At 68.1% G+C, this 20,537-nt stretch carries 13 protein-coding genes; 4 read left to right on the top strand and 9 right to left on the bottom strand.

The window, feature by feature from the left end:
• Positions 1 to 44 precede the first annotated feature (44 nt).
• Positions 45 to 2,102, bottom strand: coding sequence for an FUSC family protein (locus KEG38_RS38070; protein WP_272425345.1), 2,058 nt, complete (start codon positions 2,100 to 2,102; stop codon positions 45 to 47).
• Positions 2,103 to 2,186: 84 nt separating this feature from the next.
• Entirely contained in the window at positions 2,187 to 3,869 is a 1,683-nt protein-coding gene (locus tag KEG38_RS38075; protein WP_272425346.1) for a L,D-transpeptidase, read from the bottom strand.
• A gap of 85 nt (positions 3,870 to 3,954) precedes the next feature.
• Here KEG38_RS38075 and KEG38_RS38080 point away from each other — a divergent pair, with 85 nt between their 5' ends.
• The 3 genes from KEG38_RS38080 to KEG38_RS38090 all read left to right on the top strand — a co-directional run bounded on the left by KEG38_RS38080 (position 3,955) and on the right by KEG38_RS38090 (position 8,318).
• Complete coding sequence (locus KEG38_RS38080) at positions 3,955 to 4,788, top strand: expansin EXLX1 family cellulose-binding protein (RefSeq protein WP_272425347.1); 834 nt, start codon at positions 3,955 to 3,957, stop codon at positions 4,786 to 4,788.
• A 6-nt stretch (positions 4,789 to 4,794) separates the two neighbouring features.
• Positions 4,795 to 6,483, top strand: coding sequence for an alpha-amylase family glycosyl hydrolase (locus tag KEG38_RS38085; protein ID WP_272425348.1), 1,689 nt, complete (start codon positions 4,795 to 4,797; stop codon positions 6,481 to 6,483).
• 98 nt (positions 6,484 to 6,581) lie between these two features.
• Entirely contained in the window at positions 6,582 to 8,318 is a 1,737-nt protein-coding gene (locus KEG38_RS38090; protein ID WP_272425349.1) for a hypothetical protein, read from the top strand.
• A 33-nt stretch (positions 8,319 to 8,351) separates the two neighbouring features.
• Here KEG38_RS38090 and KEG38_RS38095 read toward each other — a convergent pair whose 3' ends face one another.
• From KEG38_RS38095 to KEG38_RS38125, 7 genes are all read right to left on the bottom strand, one after another.
• The gene (locus KEG38_RS38095; protein WP_272425350.1) at positions 8,352 to 9,116 is read right to left on the bottom strand and encodes a YkgJ family cysteine cluster protein; all 765 of its coding nucleotides are present in this window, start codon (positions 9,114 to 9,116) and stop codon (positions 8,352 to 8,354) included.
• 97 nt (positions 9,117 to 9,213) lie between these two features.
• Entirely contained in the window at positions 9,214 to 10,785 is a 1,572-nt protein-coding gene (locus tag KEG38_RS38100; RefSeq protein WP_272425351.1) for a carboxypeptidase-like regulatory domain-containing protein, read from the bottom strand.
• A 133-nt stretch (positions 10,786 to 10,918) separates the two neighbouring features.
• Positions 10,919 to 11,356, bottom strand: a complete 438-nt coding sequence (locus tag KEG38_RS38105) for a hypothetical protein (protein WP_272425352.1) — start codon at positions 11,354 to 11,356, stop codon at positions 10,919 to 10,921.
• A gap of 565 nt (positions 11,357 to 11,921) precedes the next feature.
• Positions 11,922 to 12,692 (bottom strand): Phenylacetic acid catabolic protein, encoded by a 771-nt coding sequence (locus KEG38_RS38110; protein ID WP_272425353.1) that lies wholly within the window; start codon positions 12,690 to 12,692, stop codon positions 11,922 to 11,924.
• A gap of 19 nt (positions 12,693 to 12,711) precedes the next feature.
• Complete coding sequence (locus tag KEG38_RS38115) at positions 12,712 to 13,503, bottom strand: creatininase family protein (RefSeq protein WP_272425354.1); 792 nt, start codon at positions 13,501 to 13,503, stop codon at positions 12,712 to 12,714.
• A 156-nt stretch (positions 13,504 to 13,659) separates the two neighbouring features.
• Positions 13,660 to 14,652 carry an isopenicillin N synthase family dioxygenase gene (locus KEG38_RS38120; RefSeq protein WP_272425355.1) on the bottom strand — a complete coding sequence of 331 codons (993 nt, stop codon included), beginning with the start codon at positions 14,650 to 14,652 and terminating at the stop codon, positions 13,660 to 13,662.
• Positions 14,652 to 15,695 carry an FHA domain-containing protein gene (locus KEG38_RS38125; protein WP_272425356.1) on the bottom strand — a complete coding sequence of 348 codons (1,044 nt, stop codon included), beginning with the start codon at positions 15,693 to 15,695 and terminating at the stop codon, positions 14,652 to 14,654. Before KEG38_RS38125 ends, KEG38_RS38120 begins: the two co-directional genes overlap by 1 nt.
• 160 nt (positions 15,696 to 15,855) lie before the next feature.
• On the opposite strand from KEG38_RS38125, the gene KEG38_RS38130 reads away from it, so the two are divergent.
• A partial coding sequence (locus KEG38_RS38130) for a DUF4215 domain-containing protein (protein ID WP_272425357.1) occupies positions 15,856 to 20,537 on the top strand: 4,682 nt, incomplete at its 3' end.

Consider the following 20,537-nt stretch of genomic DNA (forward strand, 5'->3'; position numbering starts at 1 on the left):
CCGGGGCAGCGCCCCGGCGCGACGCCTCGCGATGAGACCAATGCTCAGTGCCTGGCCAAGCTCGCCACGAGCCCGGCCGAGCGCACCACCCGTTCGAGAGGGTCGTGATCCACGATCTCGGGTGCGGTCGCCATGCGCTCGGGACGCTCTCCGCGCACGTGCGCCGCGGCGTCACGCAGCACCGCCGCGACATAGGCGTCGACCCGCGTGAGCTCGTCCGCTTGGGGCGGCACTTCCTTCACCAACATATCGGTCGCCGTGAGCGCCGAGCCGAGCCGCCGCGCGTACGTCACGAGGAGCATTGCGTCCGCCGCGGCTTTCTTGTCGCCCAGGGGCTCCGCGAGCAGGCGCTCCAGCGAGACTTCCGCTTCGCCGAGCGCCACGCCCGCCGACCGCCGCGCCGCCGCCACGCGTTCTTCCGCGCCCGGCGCTCCTCGGTTCGTCGCTGACGTCAGCACCTCGTGCGCGTAGGTCGAGACGGCGCGGAGCATCGACGCGAGCGCGTCTGGCAGACGTTTTCGCTCGGACGAGGGCAAGAAGATCGTGCCGGCCACGACCGCGATGACGCCTCCGAGGGCCACGGCGGCCACGCGCTCCGCGGCGGTCTCCCAATCGCCGAGGTGCCGCTCCGCGAGCAGGACGAACACAGGCGTGAGGAACACCGTGAAGAGTCCGCGGCTCTGCGGCTGCGTCGCGACGGCGGCCACGAGCAGCGGAACCATGAGCGTGGTGAGGACGATCGGCGATCGAACGGTGAGCGTGATGGCGGCTGCGAGCATGCAGCCGAGCACCGTCCCCACGACACGCTCGAGGGCGCGCTCGATCGTGGCGCCGATATGAGGTTGCAGGATGACGAGGGTCGTCAGGGTGACCCAGTTGGAATGGCTTGGGAGCGCGAGGGAGCCCGCGAGGGACGCCACGGCGACGGCGCACGCGGATCGAAGGGCGTGATGCAAAAGGACCGATTGCGGCCAGAGCGCATCGCGTATCGCGCGGAGGCCCGTGCGGAGCTCCCCCAGGGGCGCGCGCTCGTCCGCGCGTGGCGGCAGCGGTGCGTATTCGAGCGCGCGCGTCCCGAGCGGCTCGTCGATGTGCTTCGTCAGCTCGAGCGCGGCGCGCGCCTCGGACGCGAGGTGCGCGGCGAGCGCGCCTGCCCTTGACGTCGTCGCGTCGGCCGCAGGCGGCCGCGGGGCGGGTCGCTCCTTCGGGCGTGATCGGAGCGCGCGTGCCCCGAGGATACGATGGATCTCGGCATAGGCGGACGTGATCTCCCCGAGACGCATGGCTGGCTCGGCGCGCGCCCCCTTCGGGAGGCCTTCGAGCTCTTCCACGAGCGTGGTGAGCCGCGGGAACTGCGCCTCCGCCGCTCCGAGCAAGAGGCTCGTATTGCGGCCGAGCCGCGTGTCTCCCTCGCGCCGCGCGCGCATCGCGAGGGCCATTTCCCGCGCGGCTTCGAGCGCGTCGCGGATGCGCCGGTGGTGTCGCCGGAGGAGCGCGCCCCAGGACGGATCGTCGCGCGGGATTTCGAGCATCGCCGCGCTCCCGGCCGCGGACGCGTAGGCGGCGAGCTCCTCGTACACACGCGCGAGCGAGCGGCGTACGGGGAGGTGCGTCCAGATGGGCCATACCACCGAGGAGATCAGGACGGCGAGCGTCGCGCCCAGACCGAAATACAGGGCGTCGCGCAGCGGCACCGGCGACAGGTGCCCGGCTGCGATGGCCGCGGCGAGCGCGACCATCAGCCCGGCGAGCGAGGCCGTGGGCCCCGCGGCGCGTACGAGCCCCGCGGCGAACGCGATTCCCGCGAGCGCGAGCGTCGACAGCACGGGGGAGCCCGCGCAGGCCTCCGTGAGCCAGACGGCTGCGGCCCCGGCGATCGCGAATGCGACGAGGGCCTTCGCGCGGGTCGCGCGCGAGCCGCCCGGGTCGGCCAGGGTGCCGAGCCAGCCGCCCAGCGCCGTCCACGTGAGCTCCGGGTGCGCGTACGTCGACGCGAGATAAAACGCGGGCAGCACCAGGAGCGCCGCGCGAAACCCGCGCGCGATGTCAGGCACCGCCAGCGTGATCGGACCCGACGAGCCGAGAAGAGCACGAAGCCGCATCGCGTGGGGTACGGAAGGGTAGCGCGGGCCGCGCGTCGCCGCGAACCGCTTTCGTCTACGAACGGGCTGTCCCGCCGCGAACGGTCACGGATGGGTATACACGACCGTCCCGCCCCGCAGTGAGAGCCCCGCGTGCCACGTCGCGGGCACCTCCGGGGTTGTCCAGCCGAACAGCCACGCGGCGTCCCTCGGCGCGAGGTTCACGCAGCCGTGGCTCCGGGGCGTCCCGAAATCGTCGTGCCAGTAGGCCGCGTGGAGCGCGTAGCCCTCGTTGAAGTACTGCACGAACGGCACGTCGCGCAGGTCGAACTCGTCGCCCACCTCGTCGCCGTCCATCGTCACGCTCACGTGCTTCGTGTGGATGCGGAAGACGCCCTGGATCGTCGAATGCGTCTTTTTCGGATCGCCGAGCCCGTCCGCGCCCGTGCTCACGAGCGTCACGTAGACTGGCTTCGTCCCCTCGTAGGCCACGAGGCTTTGCTTCAGGATCGAAACATCGATCCATTTCTGCCCCGCGAGCGCCCAGCCCGGCGGTCGCGTCATCGGATCGATCCGCACCACCTGATCCTCGCGCACCCATGATCCGTCGCGTGCTTCGAGGTAGGTCGCGCCGCCCGAGCGCATCGATTTTCCCGTGAGCGGCACGGCTTCGCGATGGCCGAGCTTCGTGGCGCCTCCGAGACCGCCGATCGCCGAGGTGTATCGCATGGCGTGCCGGCTCTTCACGAAGGCCACCGGCAGGGTCACCTCGTCGAGGGGCAAACCCTGGAACGGGGACGTCCGGACAACCCGCGTGCGATCGAGCGGAAGGACGGCGAGCTCCGTCGTCAGGCCATAACGACGGTCCTCGTGATCGAACGTCGACAGCAAGGCAAACCCCGACCGGGCCTTGGCGCGCCCCACGACGAGTGTATCGGCGCCGCGGGACACGCCGGCGAGCGGCGGCGCCGCGAGGCCGTAGAGCAGGGCGCCCGGCGTGGGATCGGGCGGCGGGGGCGGGACGAATTGCGCATCGAGCGCCGTCTGCGCGACCTTGCGCAGATGGCCCGCGAGATCCGGCTCGACGACGCGCAGCTCGGCGTCGGTCGGCAGGCGCGCGTAAAGATGCGGTGCCGGGTTTCGCGACATCACGTACGTGTAGGGCAAACCGTCGCGCGACGGCCGCACCGCGGCGGCTTCCACCACGGGGTGATGAATGTCGAGCGTCGCGTTCGTCCCGACACACACGTAGCCACGCGGTTTGATGTGGTACCAGCCGCCTTCGCAATTCGCGCGGCTCTTGGGTTTTTCGTCGCGTTCTACGATCGCGCCGGCCCGCAGATACCCGATGCGGCGGCTCCGCCAGCGGGGCTCGGCGTAGATCCAGGTTTCTTTCGCGATGCTCGCGAGCTCGAAGACTTCAGCCGCGGGCTTCTTCGGCGGCTCTTTCACCGGTTCGATCGGCTCTTCCGGCTCCTCGGGCACGGCGGGCGCTTCGGGTTCGGTGAGCGCGAGATCCGCGGGCGCGGCCGGATCCGGCGGCAGATCCGGCGTATCCACGGTCGCCTCGGTCGGCGCTGCGGGTACCGGCGCGGGCGCGGCCGGCGGCGGGGCAGGGGGCGGCGCGGGCGCGGGCGCCTGTGCGGCGAGGGCGGGCAGCGGCGCGGGTTTCGGGAGAGAATCCGGCGCGGGAGAGGCCAATTCCTGGCCCACGCTCGGCTCCAGCAACGGACAACCCGTCGCGAGGCTCGCGATGGCCACGGTGGCGAGGAACGATGAGGCCCGCATGAACGGCCCGCTAACAGGCCTCGGATGCGCGGGCCAAGTTCCTGCCGGATGGACAGGCGCGCCGCCGGAGTGGTACCGTCGTGGCATGGCTTATCGAACGATCCGATCGCTCGGCATTTCCTATGGTGTAGGCCTCGCGGCGGCCCTCGCGCTCGTCGTCGGATGCGGCGGCGGCAGCAGCGGCGGAGACGGCGACGGAGGCAGCGGCGGCAGCGGCAACGGCGGCAGCGGGAGCGGCGGCAGCGGCAGCGGCAACGGCAATGGCGGCTCGGGCGCGGGCAGCACCGGCTCCGGGTTCGGCGCCTGTGACAATGCGCCGACCTTCGAGGGCGAAGGCACCTATTACGCCGCGAACGGCTCCGGCGCGTGCAGCTTCGACGCCTCCTCGGATTCTCCGCTGCTCGTCGGGGCCATGAACGCCGAGGATTACGCCAATTCGGGCGTCTGCGGCGCGTGCGCGCAGGTGAAGGGGCCGAACGGCGAGGTCACGGTGCGTATCGTCGATCTTTGCCCCGAGTGCGTGCACGGCGACATCGACCTCTCGCCCGACGCGTTTGCGATGCTCGCGCCGCTCGAAGACGGCCGGATCGCGATCTCCTGGCAATTCGTCCCCTGCGACGCTCCCGGGCCGATCGTCTACCATTTCAAGGAAGGCTCGAACCAGTGGTGGACCGCGGTGCAGATCCGCAACCACCGGAACGCGATTGCCAAGTTCGAGTGGAAGGGCGACGACGGCGCCTGGCACGAGGTCCAGCGGCTCGACTACAACTATTTCGTCGAGGACAAGGGCATGGGCCCGGGGCCGTACACGGTCCGCGTGACCGACGTCTACGGCAGCGTGCTCGAAGACAGCGGGATCCCCTTCGTCGAGGCCGGCGATTCGCCCGGACAGGGGCAGTTCCCCGCCTGCGGGATGTAAAACGACATGCAAAGAGCCGAGCTTCCGCCCTGGTGGGCGCGGACCACCGTCTATCAGATTTATCCCCGCTCGTTCCTCGACACGAATGGCGACGGAATCGGGGATCTGCCGGGGATCGTGCGGAAGCTCGACTATCTCCGCGATCTCGGCGTCGAGACGCTCTGGATCTGTCCGTTTTATGGAAGCCCCCAGCAGGACCTCGGCTACGACGTCTCCGATTACGACGCCGTCGCCCCCGAGTACGGCACACGAGACGACGTGCGGCGTTTGCTCGACGAGGCGCACGCGCGCGGGATGCGTATCATTGCGGACATGGTCCTGAACCATACCTCGATCGAGCACCCCTGGTTCCGCGAATCCCGTTCCAGCCGAACGAACCCGAAACGAAACTGGTATCTCTGGCGGCCCGGCAAAAAGCCCGGCGGCAAGGCGCCCCCGAACAACTGGCGCTCCCTCGTCGGGCCGCGCGGCTGGCACTGGGACGAACGAACGCAGGAATGGTACTGGGCGAGCTTCTTGCCGTTCCAGCCCGACCTCGATTATCGCAACCCCGAAGTCCAGGAGGCCATGCTGGGCGTCGTGCGGCGGTGGCTCGCGTTCGGCTTCGATGGCCTGCGGCTCGATATCTTCCACGCGCTCTTCAAGGACGAAAGTTTCGAGGACAACCCCTTCTCGACGCGCCTCCTCCCGACCGAGGACGATCCGGACGGGTTCTTGCAATCCTATCGGCGCACGCTCCACCATCCGGAGACCATCGCCTTCGCGCGCACGCTCCGGCGCGTGGCCGATGAATTCCAGGATCCGCCGCGATTCCTGGTCGGCGAGGTCTTCGGGCAGCCGAGCACGCTGCGCAGCTATTGCGCCGGAGCGGACTCCCCGACCGTCGACAGCGGCGACGGCCTGCACAGCGTCTTTCTGTTCAAGGCCATGCGCGCGCCGTTCACGGCCGCCGGATTCCGTGAGCTCGTCCTCGAATTCGAGCGCGAGATGCCGGCGCCGCTCGTGCCTACGTGGGTCTTCGGCAACCACGATCGCTCCCGGCGCGGCGAGCGGCTCGGATACCACCCCGAGCGCGAAAAGCTCAGCGCCGCCGTGCAGCTCACGGCCCGCGGCATTCCTTTCGTCTATTACGGCGAGGAGATCGGCATGCGGGACCTCGATCTGCCGCTTGCCACTGCGAAGGATCCGCTCGCGCGGATGTACCGGTTCCTCCCGGACGTCGTCGCGCGCAAGCTCCACGCTGCCGGTGTCCTCTTGAACCGCGACGCCTGTCGCACGCCGATGCAATGGTCCGCCTCTCCAAACGCGGGTTTTACCGCACCCGGCGTCGTGCCGTGGCTGCCGATCCACGCCGCTTCGGAGACCACCAACGTCGAGGCGGAGGAGCGTGATCCCGCCTCGATCCTGCATTGCTACAGGCGCCTGCTCCGGCTTCGGAAAACCCGCCCGGCGCTCCAGGCCGGCGCGCTCGGTCTCTACCCCGCGCATGCGCTCCCGCCGGAGGTCCTCGCCTATCGCCGGTCGTTCGGCGACGACGTCGTCGACGTCCTCCTGCATTTCGACGATGCCACGCGTCGCGTGCGGATCCCGGGGGATTGCGGCGTCGCCCTGGCCTCCACGTACCCCGAGCCGCTCCCAATTCGTGAGGGCGAGGCCGTGCTGCGTCCTTATGAGGCGCTCGTGCTCGGCCGCTGAGTCCGCGGTCGACGGACCGTCCGATTCATGCCCCGGACACGAAATCCCTACCACATTCTCCGGTGCGTCGCTACCATCACCGACCGCAAGGAGCACTTATGCGAACCTACAGCTTATTCTCTCTCGGCACCCTCTTGGCCCTCACGGCGACGGCGGCTTGCGGCGGTGGCGGTGGCGGAAACGGCGGTAATGGCGGAAGCGGTGGCAATGGCGGAAGCGGTGGCAATGGCGGCACCGGCGGCGATGGCGTGACGGGTACCGCGGTGGACCTTTACCGGCCGACCACCGGCGACGTCACCCTGCCCAGCAAGTCCTGGACGAAAATCGAGGCCCTCGTCGATCAAGGCGGGACGCTGCAATCCTACCCGGGCACGATCGACGCCCAGGGCAACATCAGCATCCCCGGCGTCCCCATGGGGACGTATCTCCTCGCCCTCGAGGGCAAGCCTTCGTCCCAGTTCCCGAACGCGCCGCCGGTTCGGTGGTTTGTCGCGACCGACGCGCGGACGCTCGATATCGGCTATCTCTACAGCGGACGGCCCGATCCCGCGCCGATGTCGCAGCCGACGTACATCTCGATCGACGCGACCCTCGGCGTGCCCTTGCAGGTGTCCACGGTCGACGACATGGGCAACATCCAGGGGCTCGACGACGAGATCCTGATCTATTCGCAAAACGGCACGGCCCTCGCCTATGTTGCCGCCCCGGCGAGCCCCCCGGAGGACAATCCCCCCGCGAATGGAGCCACCCAGCTCTCCACCTGGAAAATCAATGCGCAGGACACGTTCGTCCAGTTCTTCACCGACCCAACGCTCATCGACGGGAGCAAAGGGGACGAGGTCACGGTCCTGCACAACGTGACGAAGCAGGTCGGTACGCCGACGGAGGACGGCAATCCGTGGAACGGCTACACGTACGGTGCCACGGCGGAGAGCATGGAGGCCATGCCGTTCACCATGACGAACGGGGGCACGAGCGTTGCAAAAGGCACCTTCTCGCCGGCCCCGCAGAAGAGCTTCGATCTGGACTACAAGGGCTCGGCCTGGAACGCCCTGCTTCCGAACACCCCGCTCACCCTCCATGCCGTCGGCTTCAGCGTCGACCACGAGCCCAGCGTGCCCGAGCCCGCAATCGGCACATTCGCCACGCTGCTCGGTCTCAGCGTGATCCATGGGACGGTCTATTCGAACCCGGACCCGGCCTGCCACGGCAACCTCTGCGATCCAGCCGCATGCCCGAGCGGCTGCGACGCGGGGACCATGGTTCTCGCCGGCGACCACGCGCATACCTATTCGTATGGGGACCCGTTCACGGACGGGCAAACGTTCGGCGGTGTGACCATCACGTTCTCGAAGAGCGTCCGAACGCTCCTGCCCGAGAACACGTCGGAGTCACTCCGCGGCAATTTTACCGTTTCCGCGCCGGTGGAGGAGATCACGGGCAAGCCGCTCACGCCGACCCTCGGCCTCCCGCAGAACATCAAGGTCGCCGGCAAGGATACGCCCTACGATCAGGTGACGACGGGCGTGGGGACGACGCCGGAAATCACGTGGACCGCGCCGTCGCTCGGCACCCCCACGCGATATCGCGTCACCGTCGTCGATACGACGGATCTCACGGACGCGGACGGCGTCCTTTCAACCCGCCGCAACGTCGCGCACGTGTACGTCAAGAGCCCGAACGTTACCCTCCCGGAGGGTATCCTGCAGGCCGGGAAATTCTATTTCATCCAGGTCATGGCCACCGTGCGGGACAACGACGATTTCGCGGCCCCGTTCAAGAACGCCCAGCGAAACACGGGCGCCACGATGTTCACGGGGCTCGTGACGCCCTGATCTCCCTGCACCCCGCCGTCGGACGAACCTCGTTCAGGACGGTTTGTCCGCCGGTTTGCCCCCGGATAGCTCCTCCAGCAGCATGTTCACCAGCATGAAGCCGTCGAATCGGCGCTGACTTTCTTCCTCGTGCGCCTCGGCCCAGGCAATGGCCAGCGTGAGCGGGAAGATCGTGGGATCGCCGCCGAGCAGGCGGGCGGCCACGCGCGAGAGCGCGAGCGACATGCGAATCGAGACCGGCAGCCTTCGCACCGTGGCCTCGCCGAGCTTCGAGCAGTTCTCCGCCGGCGACGTCACGAGATACTCGCGGCACCCCGAGGGGCGCGAGGCGTACGCCGTGCACGCCCCGTTTTCGAGGAACGGACAAGCGACGCCCTGCTGATGCCACGCGATGAGGAGCTTGCGCAGCTCGTTGTCGTTCGACATCTCCGCGAACGCAGCCTCGTCGAGGCCGAATGATTCGAGCGTCGCCTCGGCGTCGACGACCCGCGTGAGCACCTCCTCCTGCCGCGCCTCGGGCATCGCCGCGACGAGGTCGTGGATCATGAACGCCTCGGGCGGCGAGATGGGCACGAGCTGGTAACAGCAGGAATCACAGCCCTTCTTGCACGAGACCGCCCCGAGGGTCGGCAGGTGTTTCTTGACGCCGAGGGCGACGATCTGCTCGTCGAGCGGCATCACCAGCCGCGAGAGGTCCGACAGTCGCATCGGTTCGGCGGGGATGGCGAGGTTTGCGCGCAGCGTGCCCTCGGGCGTGCCGAGCTCGAAGGTAAACCTGTTTTTCAAGGGTTCCGGCATGGCGAGGCACGCAGCCTATCACGGACCGGCTGGATCGCACACGCGCAGCGGGCGAGAGCGACGACGAGCCGCCTTCGCCCGCGCTGCGCCTTTCCGTTCATTCCACTTCTTCGCGCGCGCTTCTCTTCTGCGGCTCGGCGATATCGAGGTCCAGGACGGCGACCTGGCCCGTCTCGACCTGGACACCCTCGGTCTTCGCGGACGTGACCACGTTCACGGCGTAATGGCCTTCGGGGAGCCCCGCGAGCTTGTAAACGCCGTCCTTGTCCGTCACGGGATACCGGATGTCGAGCCCCTGCTCGCGACCGCGGTTCGCCGCGACGAGGACCTGGACGCCCACGAGGGGCGTGCCGCCCGCCGTGATCCGGCCGCGAATCTCGCCCTGGCCCGTCGGGTGAATCGTGATGTCGCGCTCCGTGACGCCCCCTTCCTCGACGCGCACCGAGGTCGACGTGCGCTGATTGCCATGGAGGAGCTCGAGGCGCGTATTGCCCGGCGGGATCGAATCGAACCGGAATTGCCCCTCCTCGTCGGCGATCACGTTGACGAAGCCGATCGCGCGCTGCATGAGCGTGAGGCGCGCGCCGGGGAGCGGGGTGCCGTCGCCCTTGCGCGCCACGCCGGTGATGCTGCCGCCGTCCGACATGACGAGCTCGAGCGGTTTGGCGAGCTTGCAATCGGTCATTTCGACGACGACCGTGCTCGGCGCGTGCTCGCCGTCGTAGCCGCGGATGACGACCTTGCCCGAGGGGGCGTGCTCGATGCGGAAATGGCCATTCTCGTCGCTCTCGGCGCGGCTCGCAGCCTCCATCGAGACCTCGCTCACGCCGCCGGCGAAGCGCGCCTCGGCGTCGATGAAGACGTCCACGAGCGGGCGCCCGGCGCCGTCTTTCACCGTCCCTTCGAGGACGCAGCCCTCGCCGAGGACGAGCTCGACCTCGCGCGTGTCGCCCGGCTTTTCGATGTAGATGGCGTTCGAGAAGGCCGGGGCGTGGTCGACCGCGGTCGCGCGAATGACGACGGGCCAGGCCGGGAGCTGGTCGACCTCGAACGTGCCGTCGGTCACCTCGAATCGCTTGGACCAGAGCGGCATGGGTGCGGCGAAGCTATCGGGTGCGGCGGTGAGCACGTCGACCACGAAACGTTGCATCGGCGCCCGATCGGCGTCGAGCACGCGGCCCCGGACGATACCGCTCTTCGTCATCACGAGGCTCACGCTCTCGCCGGTCTGCGCGGGCACGAACGAGGGCCCGTATCCGCTCTTGTTCGCGACGAGCTGGTAGCTGCCGTCGGGCAGGCGCATCTCGAAGCGGCCCTCGGCGTCGGTCTCGAGCGAGGCGGCGGTCGTCGGGAGGTTGCCGGCGATGGCGAAGCTCGTGGCCGAGACCTGCACGCCTGCGAGGGGCTGTCCGTCGATTGAATAGACGCGGCCGGTGATCGCCCTCGCCTCTACATCACCCGGCTCCTCGTCCCCGGAGCGGAAGAGGCCACGATTGACGTATTTCGCGCGAACGTCGGGCGACGCGTCGAGCGCGTCGGCGGCGTGGCTTTGCGAAGCGGAAGGCCAGAGAAGGAAAGCGCCGAGGGCGAGGACCGGCACGGTCCCGAGCGTGGCCCATCCGGCAGGGGAGCGAAAGAAAGGCTTTTTCTGGTTCGTGGGCAGGTGCATCGTGCTCCTCGACATCGCCTGTCGGGCAAAAGGATGATTTCAGGTCATGGCCGAGAGAAACGGGCGCCGCCGGGGTGAGCGGCGGCGCCCGTGGTTCGCCACGTCAGGCCGGAATGCCGGCCCTACCGCGATATCAGTACTCCCAGGCCTCGATCGTGTTGACGTACGGGTAACCCGCGTACTTCACGACGCCCGCGAACCCGTCGTAGTGCTCGCCGACGTGCATGTACTCGATCTGGAGCGAGAGGCCCCAGTCATTGAAGCCGCGGCAATACACGTCGCTCGCGACCGTGGTCGGGAAGTTGATGTAGCTGTTGCCGAGGCAGCTCAGGTAGCCCTTCGTCTTGCGCTCGAGCAGGTCGCACTCTTCGCTGATGAGGTAGCCCTGGTTGTACCACTCGGACACGTAGAGGCACGCCTTCCCCGCGTCCTTGTAAAGGTAGGGATAAATCGTCCCCGCGAAGTCGTCGTTGACGTAGACCTCGAACGCGGCTCCCTCCGAGAGGGCCATGGCGGCGCTGGAGGGCGCGATCATCGCGGCGGCGAACGCAAACGAAAGCAGCTTCTTCATGGTGTGTTTCTTTCCCCCGTATCGAAGCAGGTGTGTCGTTAGCTATTGCTACTTGGCTCGCCTTCGAGGAGCTGCGCAATGCATCTCCGCGGGGCGCTCCGATCCGAAGCGAACTGCGTCATTCAGGAGCGCCTTCTCGTCAGCAGCTCCTATGCATTAAGTGTTACCAAGCGACCTCGGACAAGCAAGCCGCACTGGAGATTTTTGTTACCACCTCTCCATTCGACGTCGCATTCGGGGCCACGCGCGTGGACGTACCCACGAATGCGACGACACGCGATGCCGGACGGCCGACGAACACCATCGCCGCCAGAGCGGAGACGATCTCGAACGGCAAGAGGACGGGTCCGAGCACGCAAAGGATGATGCGGTGGAGGAGCCCGACGTTGCGCTGGAACCCGGCCCCGCGCGGGTACGCCGAGAGAATCGGGTTTTGCGCGGCCGCACGCCGTCCTCGGTGGAGGCATTCGCATGCCGCGGGCGAATGGTATTGTGGTATTCGGTGCGCGGAATCGCGCAAATCGGGAATGGCAGCGGATTCGCGCCGCCGTCGTCGCCGGAGAGGCTAGACCGGGGGCTGGCCCGCGCTGCGTTCGGTCCGCGGCATGGCGCTCACGGGCCCCGACGGCGGAGGCGCGTGCACCTTCTCCGGACCCTCGATCCCGAGCGTGGCGAGCGGCGGGAGCACGAGGCCGCACAGGCGCATCGCCGAGGTGATGTCGTCGAGGAAGTCCTGCATCACCTCCGCGGGATCACGCTTTTTCAGCCCCATCGTGATGGCGTATCGCGCCCCCTCGCTGCCCGGCCGGCCAAACGAGAGGAGCCCCTGCCTGAGCCATCGCTCGAAAATCATCTGTTTGTCCGCGTCGTATCGCCCCGTGCGCGTCAATTCCACGACGAGCCGCTCGCCGAGCGCCTGGTGTCCACGCTCCTCCTCGACGATCTTGCGGACCACCTTGCGGTATGGCTCGAAGCTGCATTCCTCGTACTCGCGGAGCTGCCAGAAGCCGCCGCGGTCGTAAAGGAACTGCGCCATCGCGAGCTCGTAGAAGCTCGCGGCGAGGGGCACGGGGCGCTCGGCGAGGCGCGCATTCACGACGGGCTCGACGCTCTCGCCCGTGAAATCCTGGTACATGCGCGCCACGGCCTCGTAGTGCTCGAGCTCCTCGCGGATGTGCCAGGTGAAGAGCTTGCGCCAGCGCATCTCCGGGACGAATTGCAGGCCGTGGCCGAAAAGGTGCGCCGCGGCGAGCTCGCGGTAAGCCTGCCCCTGCATCATCTGGACGAGCGTCCGCTGCCAGCGGTCGTCGCCGCCGGACTCCTGTGCTTTCGTCATTTCCCCCCCTATTGGTACTTCATGGACTCCGCGAAGCTTCGCCCCCGAGGGCCTTCGCGGCGAGACCGTCTTCCACTTCGCCGACGACCATCGTCGCCAGGCGCTCGATCGAATCGCGCCCCTCCTCGGCCGTGGCCTCGGCAGGCGCGCCCGTATACGCGTCCGTGATCCCCATGGCGAGAAAGCTCGTCTTGCCCTGACGGATACCGTCCGAGAGGCTGATTCCGAGCGCAGGGAGCTCCGCCATGCGGGCCTCGTCGACCGTGTCCGGGGCAGCCGCGAGCAGGATGGACGTCTCGTACCGCCCCGCATGACAGGCGCCGCTCTTGAACTCCGCCGACAGCGTGCGCGCCCAGCGGCGCGAGAGCGGCGAGGCCACGGAGGCGCTTCCCGCGGGCAGCCCTTCGATCGATGCCCTCACCGCGGCGTCGTGCGCGGGCTCGAGGTGATTGGAAACCAGGCAAACATGGCAAAACCCGGCTTTCAGATATCCCTCGATCACGGCGCGCAGAAACGCACGGAGCGCCTCCTCCGTGACCGTGACGGCGCCGGCGAAACCCTCGGCGAAACGCGTGACTCCATAAGGCACACTCGGCCCGATCAGGGCGACCGTCCCTCGCGCTTCGAGCAAAGAAACGGCGCGATCGGCCACTGCGTCGCCGATCATCGTGTCCGTCCCGAGAGGCAGGTGCGGGCCGTGCGGCTCGACGGAGCCGACCGGGACGAGCACGACGGGCGGCGTGGGACCCGTGAGCAGGGATTGCAGGGTCTGGGTCGTGAGTTCCGCGATGTGAGGGCGTCGGGCGCGCATGCGGTCGTGGTTCTCGAAGGCCCTACCGGATAGCACGAACGCTGGGACATCGCGAGAGGACGCGGAATTTTACGGTCCTGGCCTCTTGCTTGCATTCTGCGTTCGCCGCGAGGGGGGCCGGGAAGCTCTGGAAATCGGGGCGAGGCGAGAAGAATTTCATGTCACACCCGCCGCGTGCCCGAGATCCGGGAAAACCTTCGCGACCTTGCCGAGGAGCCATTGCCCGTAGGTTCCTCGAAATTCGTGCACGTTTTGCCGGTCCCACCGCTCGTCCGCTCGGCCGTCCGCACGGCTCGTATCGATCGCCTGGATCTCCGCGTCCCAGCCTGGATCGAAGAAAAACGGCAAGCTGAGCCGGTTTCTCCCCGAGCGATTGTGGACCCGGTGCGGCGTGGATCGATAAAGCCCGCCCGTCATTCGATCGAGCATGTCGCCGATGTTGCATACGAAGGATCCGGGCACGGGCGGCGCCTCGATCCAGCGGCCGCCCGATTTCACCTGCAATCCCCCGGCGTCGTCCTGCCGCAGGATCGTGAGGAGCCCGTAATCGGTATGCTCCCCGACGCCCCAGCTCTCGGCGTCGCCCTCCGGAGGCGGGTAATGGAAGGCCCGGAAGAGGATCGTGGGATCCGCCGCGACACGATCCGCGAAATACGAAGCGGGCAGGCCGAGGCCGAGGGCCATTCCTTCGAGGATGACGTGCCCGAGGCGGGTCATTTCGGCCATCCACGCGAGCACAGCCTCGCGGAACCCGGGGAGGTCGGGGAAGAGGTTTGTCCCGTGCAGGGGGACGCGGGCGCGGACGCGCGGGTGGTCGCCTCCGTGCTCGGCGCCGAAATAAATGCCCTCTTTGAGGTCGGGTTTGCCCGAGGTGAGCTCGCCGCCGACAGGGAAATACCCCCGCCACGCGCGGCCCGCCTTCTCCATGCGGATCTCCATCTTGCGATCGAGATCCTGCGCGAAAAACGACCGGCAGAGCGCGTCGAGGCGCGCTGCGAGGGCCTCGTCCACGCCGTGGCCCACGACGTAAAAGAACCCCGAGCCGCGGCAAGCCTGGTCGATCGCCCGCGCCGCGATGAGTTTGTCTGGGCCACCTCGCACGAGCGGATCGAGGTCCACGATCGGGACGGCGGAGATGCCTTCGGTCATCACGCCTCCGGATGCTCGAGCCGCTGCCAGTCGAGGATCATGCGCGAGCCGAACTCCAGGCGATCCACGTCGGCCAGCACCTCGGCCTCGATCGCGCGGCCGTTCCGGCGCACGCCGTTCGTGCTGCCCGTGTCGATCGCCCAGACGTCGGCGCCGATGCGGACGAGGAGAAAATGCACGCGGGAGACGTTTCTGTCGATCTCGCCGAGCGAGAGGCCACAGCGCTCGTAGCGGCCGATGAGCAGGCCTTGTTCGAGCCGCTCCGCCGAGACGCGCCGCTTCGCCTTCGCCATGCCGGCCTGCAGGCGGATCGTGCCCCAGGCGATCTCGGGCTCCTCGTCGTCGCCGAGCAGGAGCGGCGAGGCCTGCGTGGTGACACGCGAGGGCTCCTCGAGGCCTCGATACGGGCCGCCGCGGAGGCGCGGCGGGGGCAATGCGTCGACGCCGGCGCGTTTGTCGGCCGCGGTCGGGGCGCGTCGATCGACGAACGTACGCGGCGGCATCGAGGTCCACGCGTCGCCCGCGCGCGCGGGCCACGGGACGGCCGGCGAGCATGGCAAGAACCAGAGCGCGTATGCGCCGATCGAGAGATACGTGGGGCCGTCGGAGGAGAGCGCGCCGCTTTCCTGCCCGTCTTCGGCGCGGAACGGGAGCTTCGTGTTGAGGTCCCAGACCTGCAGCTTCGGCGCGCCGCCGTCGGCGAGCACGAGCCCGGCCATGTGGCGCAGCGAGATCGCGGACGAGGGCACTTGCAAGCGGCATTTCGTGTGCCGGCCGATGGTGAGCGGCGAGCCCGCCTCGCAGAGGACGGCGCCGACGAGGCGCGCGCGAGGGTCGACGAGCGCGACGGCGAACGAGGGCTTTCGCGCCGCGGAGGCGAGCTCGGCGAGCCGGTCGTAGGCGACGAGGAACGCGGCGCGGGGCGGCGGCGCGGGGAGGTTTTCGTCGGACGCGGCGAGAACGGCCATCGTGCCGCGGTTGTCGAAAAGGGGACCAAATGTGCCCGTCTCTTCCCCGGGCTCCTCGTCGTCTTCTGCGCGCATCGCTTCAAGATCATTGGGGCACGGAAGCGGCCCGGAGGCAAGTCGGGGATCGATGGAGGTCGTTGAGTCGGAGAACTGCTTGGGGTAGCGTCGCGGGACCGTCGGGCTGGAGGGGGAAAGTGCCCCGCGCCCGCGCGAACGTTCCTGCGAGGAGCCAGTCATGAAGCGCCCGATAGCGCTCGTATTTCCCTTGATCGCCCTTTTATGGGCCGTGATTTTGCTCGCGTGTCCACGCGCCGCCCAGGCCGCGACGACGATCCCGGGCGGCAACATCGTCAACCAGACGTGGACCGTGGCCGGAAGCCCCTACCTCGTGCAGGGAGACATCATCGTCCCTGCGAGCTCGAAGCTCACGATCCAGGCCGGCGTCGAAGTGCAGTTCGCCACGACCGACGGCCTGATGACGGGCATCGACTCCACCGAAGTCGAGATGACGATCCGCGGCACGCTGGAGGTGCAGGGGACCGCGGCGAACCCGGTGAACTTTCGGTCCACGACGACGGGTACGGCGCAGTGGTACGGCGTTGTCGTCGACACGGCCGGGGCCGTCTTGACGACGACGGGGCTCGTCGTGCAGAACGCGTCGTACGGCATCCGCGTGAGCGACGGCGCGCTCACGTTGAACGGCCTCACGGCGCACACGAACTATTACGGCGTCTATTTCCTCAACAAGGGCAGCGGGAGCCTGGTCGACGCCATCATCCGCAACAACTCGTACGACGGCGTGCGGGTGGACACGTCGAACTCCTCGACCGTCACGGTGGACGTGACGAACACGACGATGAACGGGAACGGCACCGCAGCCAGCGTGTACGCGGCGACGGGGTCGAGCGCGACGTTGAACGTCAAGAACTCGATCGTGACGAACAATTCGACGGGCGTGTACCGGCAGACGGGGCAGGGCACGACGAACGCCGTGGTCACGTATTCCAACGTGTGGGGGAACTCGACGAATTATTCGAGCGTGACGGCGGGGACGGGGGCGTTCAGCAGCAACCCGCTGTATACGTCGGCGCCGTCGAACCTGCGAATCACGTCGAACTCGCCGTGCCGCTTCGCCGGTGAGATGGGCGGTGACATCGGCGCGCTGCCGTACACGAGTGACCCGACGAGCGGGCTGCTCGGAACCTTGTGGACGAATACGACGCTGAACCTGGCGGGGTCGCCGTATTCGGCGACGGGCGATCTGACGGTGGCGCCCGGGGTGACGTTGACGATCGAGCCCGGCGTCGTGGTGCGGTTCGCGACGACGGACGCGATGGGGGCGGGGGCCGACACGACGGAAGTGGAACTGCTCGTGAAGGGCACGCTGAAGGCCGGCGGGACGGTCGCGCAGCCGGTGCTGCTGGAGTCGTCGTCGACGGGCACGGCGCAATGGTGGGGCGTGCATCTGTTCGCGTCGTCGACGGGGAACGTGCTGTCGAACGCGGTGATCACGGAGGCGTTTTACGGCCTGTGGATCCCGGACGGGACGCAAGCGATCGACGGTATCACGCTGCACACGAACTATTACGGCGCCTACTTCGTCCAGAAGGGCAGCGGTTCGCTCACGAATTCGATTGTCCGGAACAACTCGTACGACGGCGTGCGAGTGGACACGTCGAACTCCTCGACCGTCACGGTGAACGTGACGAACACGACGATGAACGGGAACGGCACCGCAGCCAGCGTGTACGCGGCGACGGGGTCGAGCGCGACGTTGAACGTCAAGAACTCGATCGTGACGAACAATTCGACGGGCGTGTACCGGCAGACGGGGCAGGGCGCGACGAACGCCGTGGTCACGTATTCCAACGTGTGGGGGAACTCGACGAATTATTCGAGCGTGACGGCGGGGACGGGGGCGTTCAGCAGCAACCCGCTGTATACGTCGGCGCCGTCGAACCTGCGGATCACGTCGAACTCGCCGTGCCGCTTCGCCGGTGAGATGGGCGGTGACATCGGCGCGCTGCCGTACACGAGTGACCCGACGAGCGGGCTGCTCGGAACCTTGTGGACGAATACGACGCTGAACCTGGCGGGCTCGCCGTATTCGGCGACGGGCGATCTGACGGTGGCGCCCGGGGTGACGTTGACGATCGAGCCCGGCGTCGTGGTGCGGTTCGCGACGACGGACGCGATGGGGGCGGGGACCGACACGACGGAGGTCGAGCTGCTCGTGAAGGGCACGCTGAAGGCCGGCGGGACGACCGCGCAGCCGGTGCTGCTGGAGTCGTCGTCGACGGGCACGGCGCAATGGTGGGGCGTGCATCTGTTCGCGTCGTCGACGGGGAACGTGCTGTCGAACGCGGTGATCACGGAGGCGTTTTACGGCCTGTGGATCCCGGATGGGACGCAAGCGATCGACGGTATCACGCTGCACACGAACTATTACGGCGCCTACTTCGTCCAGAAGGGCAGCGGTTCGCTCACGAATGCGATTGTCCGGAACAACTCGTACGACGGCGTACGGGTGGACACGTCGAACTCCTCGTCCGTCACGGTGAACGTGACAAACGCGACGATGAACGGGAACGGCACCGCAGCCAGCGTGTACGCGGCGACGGGGTCGAGCGCGACGTTGAACGTCAAGAACTCGATCGTGACGAACAATTCGACGGGCGTGTACCGGCAGACGGGGCAGGGCACGACGACCGCCGGCGTCACGTATTCCAACGTGTGGGGGAACTCGACGAATTACTCGAGCGTGACGGCGGGGACGGGCTGCATCAGCACGAACCCGCTCTATGTCGGGGCGCCGACGAACCTGAAGCTCCAGCCGTCGAGCTTCTGCATCGACGTGGGCACGGCGATGGGCGCGCCGAACAAGGACATCGAGGGCACGATCCGGCCGCTCAACGGTGACGGCCTGAATGGCGCCGAGTTCGACATGGGCGCCTACGAATACGCGCCCGCCTCGGTCTGCGGCGACGGGGCGCTCGGCGCGGGCGAGATGTGCGACGACGGGGTGGCGAACGGGCAATACGGCAAGTGCAAGGCCGACTGCTCGGGCCCCGGACCGTATTGCGGCGACGGCCTGACGAACGGGCCGGAGCAATGCGACGACGGAAACGCGTCGAACAACGACGCCTGTCTCGCGACGTGCATGGCGGCGGCCTGCGGCGATGGGTTCGTCCGAACGGGCGTCGAGCAATGCGACGACGGGAACGCGTCGAACACCGACGGCTGCGTCATGGGCTGCAAGACCGCGGCCTGCGGCGACGGCTACGTGCAGGCCGGCGTCGAGCAATGCGACGACGGGAACATGTCGAACATCGACGTGTGCACGAACACCTGCAAGCCCGCGGCCTGCGGCGACGGTTACGTGCAGGCAGGCGAGCAATGCGACGACGGGAACACGTCGAACAACGACGCTTGCCTGAACGCCTGCACGAATCCGAGCTGCGGCGACGGCTACGTGCAGACCGGCGTCGAGCAGTGCGACGACGGGAACATGATGAACACCGACGCCTGCGTCATGGGCTGCAAGAACGCCGGTTGCGGTGACGGCTACGTGCAGGCCGGCGTCGAGACGTGCGACGACGGCAACCAGAACGACAATGATGCCTGCCTGAGCACGTGCCAGGCCTCGAAGTGCGGCGACGGCGTCGTGCAAATGGGCGTCGAGCAGTGCGACGACGGCAACATGAACAACGACGACGGCTGCCTGAACTCGTGCACGACCGCGAAATGCGGCGACGGGTACGTGCAGACGGGCGTCGAGCAGTGCGACGACGGCAACATGGTGAACACGGATGCCTGTCTGAACTCCTGCGTGCAAGCGAAGTGCGGCGACGGCGTCGTCCGCGCGGGCTTCGAGCAGTGCGACGACGGCAACCAGAGCAGCAACGACGCGTGCTTGAACACGTGCGTCACCGCGAAGTGCGGCGACGGGCAAACGCAGACCGGCGTCGAGCAATGCGACGACGGCAACGTTTCGAACACGGACGCATGCCTGAGCACCTGCGTGCAGGCGAGCTGCGGCGACGGCTTCTTGCAGGCCGGCGTGGAGCAATGCGACGACGGCAACGCGAGCAACACGGACGCGTGCCTGAATCAGTGCGTGCAGGCGACCTGCGGCGACGGGTTCGTCCAGATGGGCGTCGAGCCTTGCGACGATGGCAATGCGAACGATACGGACGCGTGCCTCGTCGGCTGCAAGGCGGCGAGCTGCGGGGACGGCTTCGTGCAATCGGGCGTCGAGGCCTGCGACGATGGCAACATGGTCGATGACGACGCCTGCCGGAACAATTGCTCGCTGCCGGGCTGCGGCGATGGCATCGTCGGGCCGGGCGAGGCCTGCGACGACGGCAACATGTCGAACACGGACGCGTGCCTCGGCACGTGCCTCTCGGCGAGCTGCGGCGACGGGTTCGTGCAATCGGGCGTCGAGCAATGCGACGACGCAAACACGAACGACACCGACGGTTGCGTTTCGGGTTGCAAGAAGGCGAGCTGCGGCGACGGGTTCGTCGAGGACGGCGTCGAGGCCTGCGACGACGGCAACCAGGACGACACGGACGGCTGCAAGAACGACTGCTCGTTGCCGACGTGCGGCGACGGCGTGGTGCAGGCGGGCGAGGCGTGCGATGACGGCAATGACGAGGACACGGACACGTGCCTGTCGACGTGCGAGAACGCGAGCTGCGGCGACGGGTTCGCGCAATCGGGCGTCGAGGAGTGCGACGACGGCAATCAGGCGGACGGCGACGGTTGCAGCGCGTCGTGCGCCGATGAGGGCCAGGGCGGCGCGGGCGGCGGCGGCGGCGCAGGCGGCGGCGCAGGCGGCGCAGGCGGCGCGGGTGGTGCCGGCGGCGCAGGCGGCGCGGGCGGCGACGGTGGCGCCGGCGGCGATGGCGGTTC

It is taken from the genome of Polyangium jinanense, assembly GCF_028435265.1.
GTDB lineage: Bacteria > Myxococcota_A > Polyangia > Polyangiales > Polyangiaceae > Polyangium > Polyangium jinanense.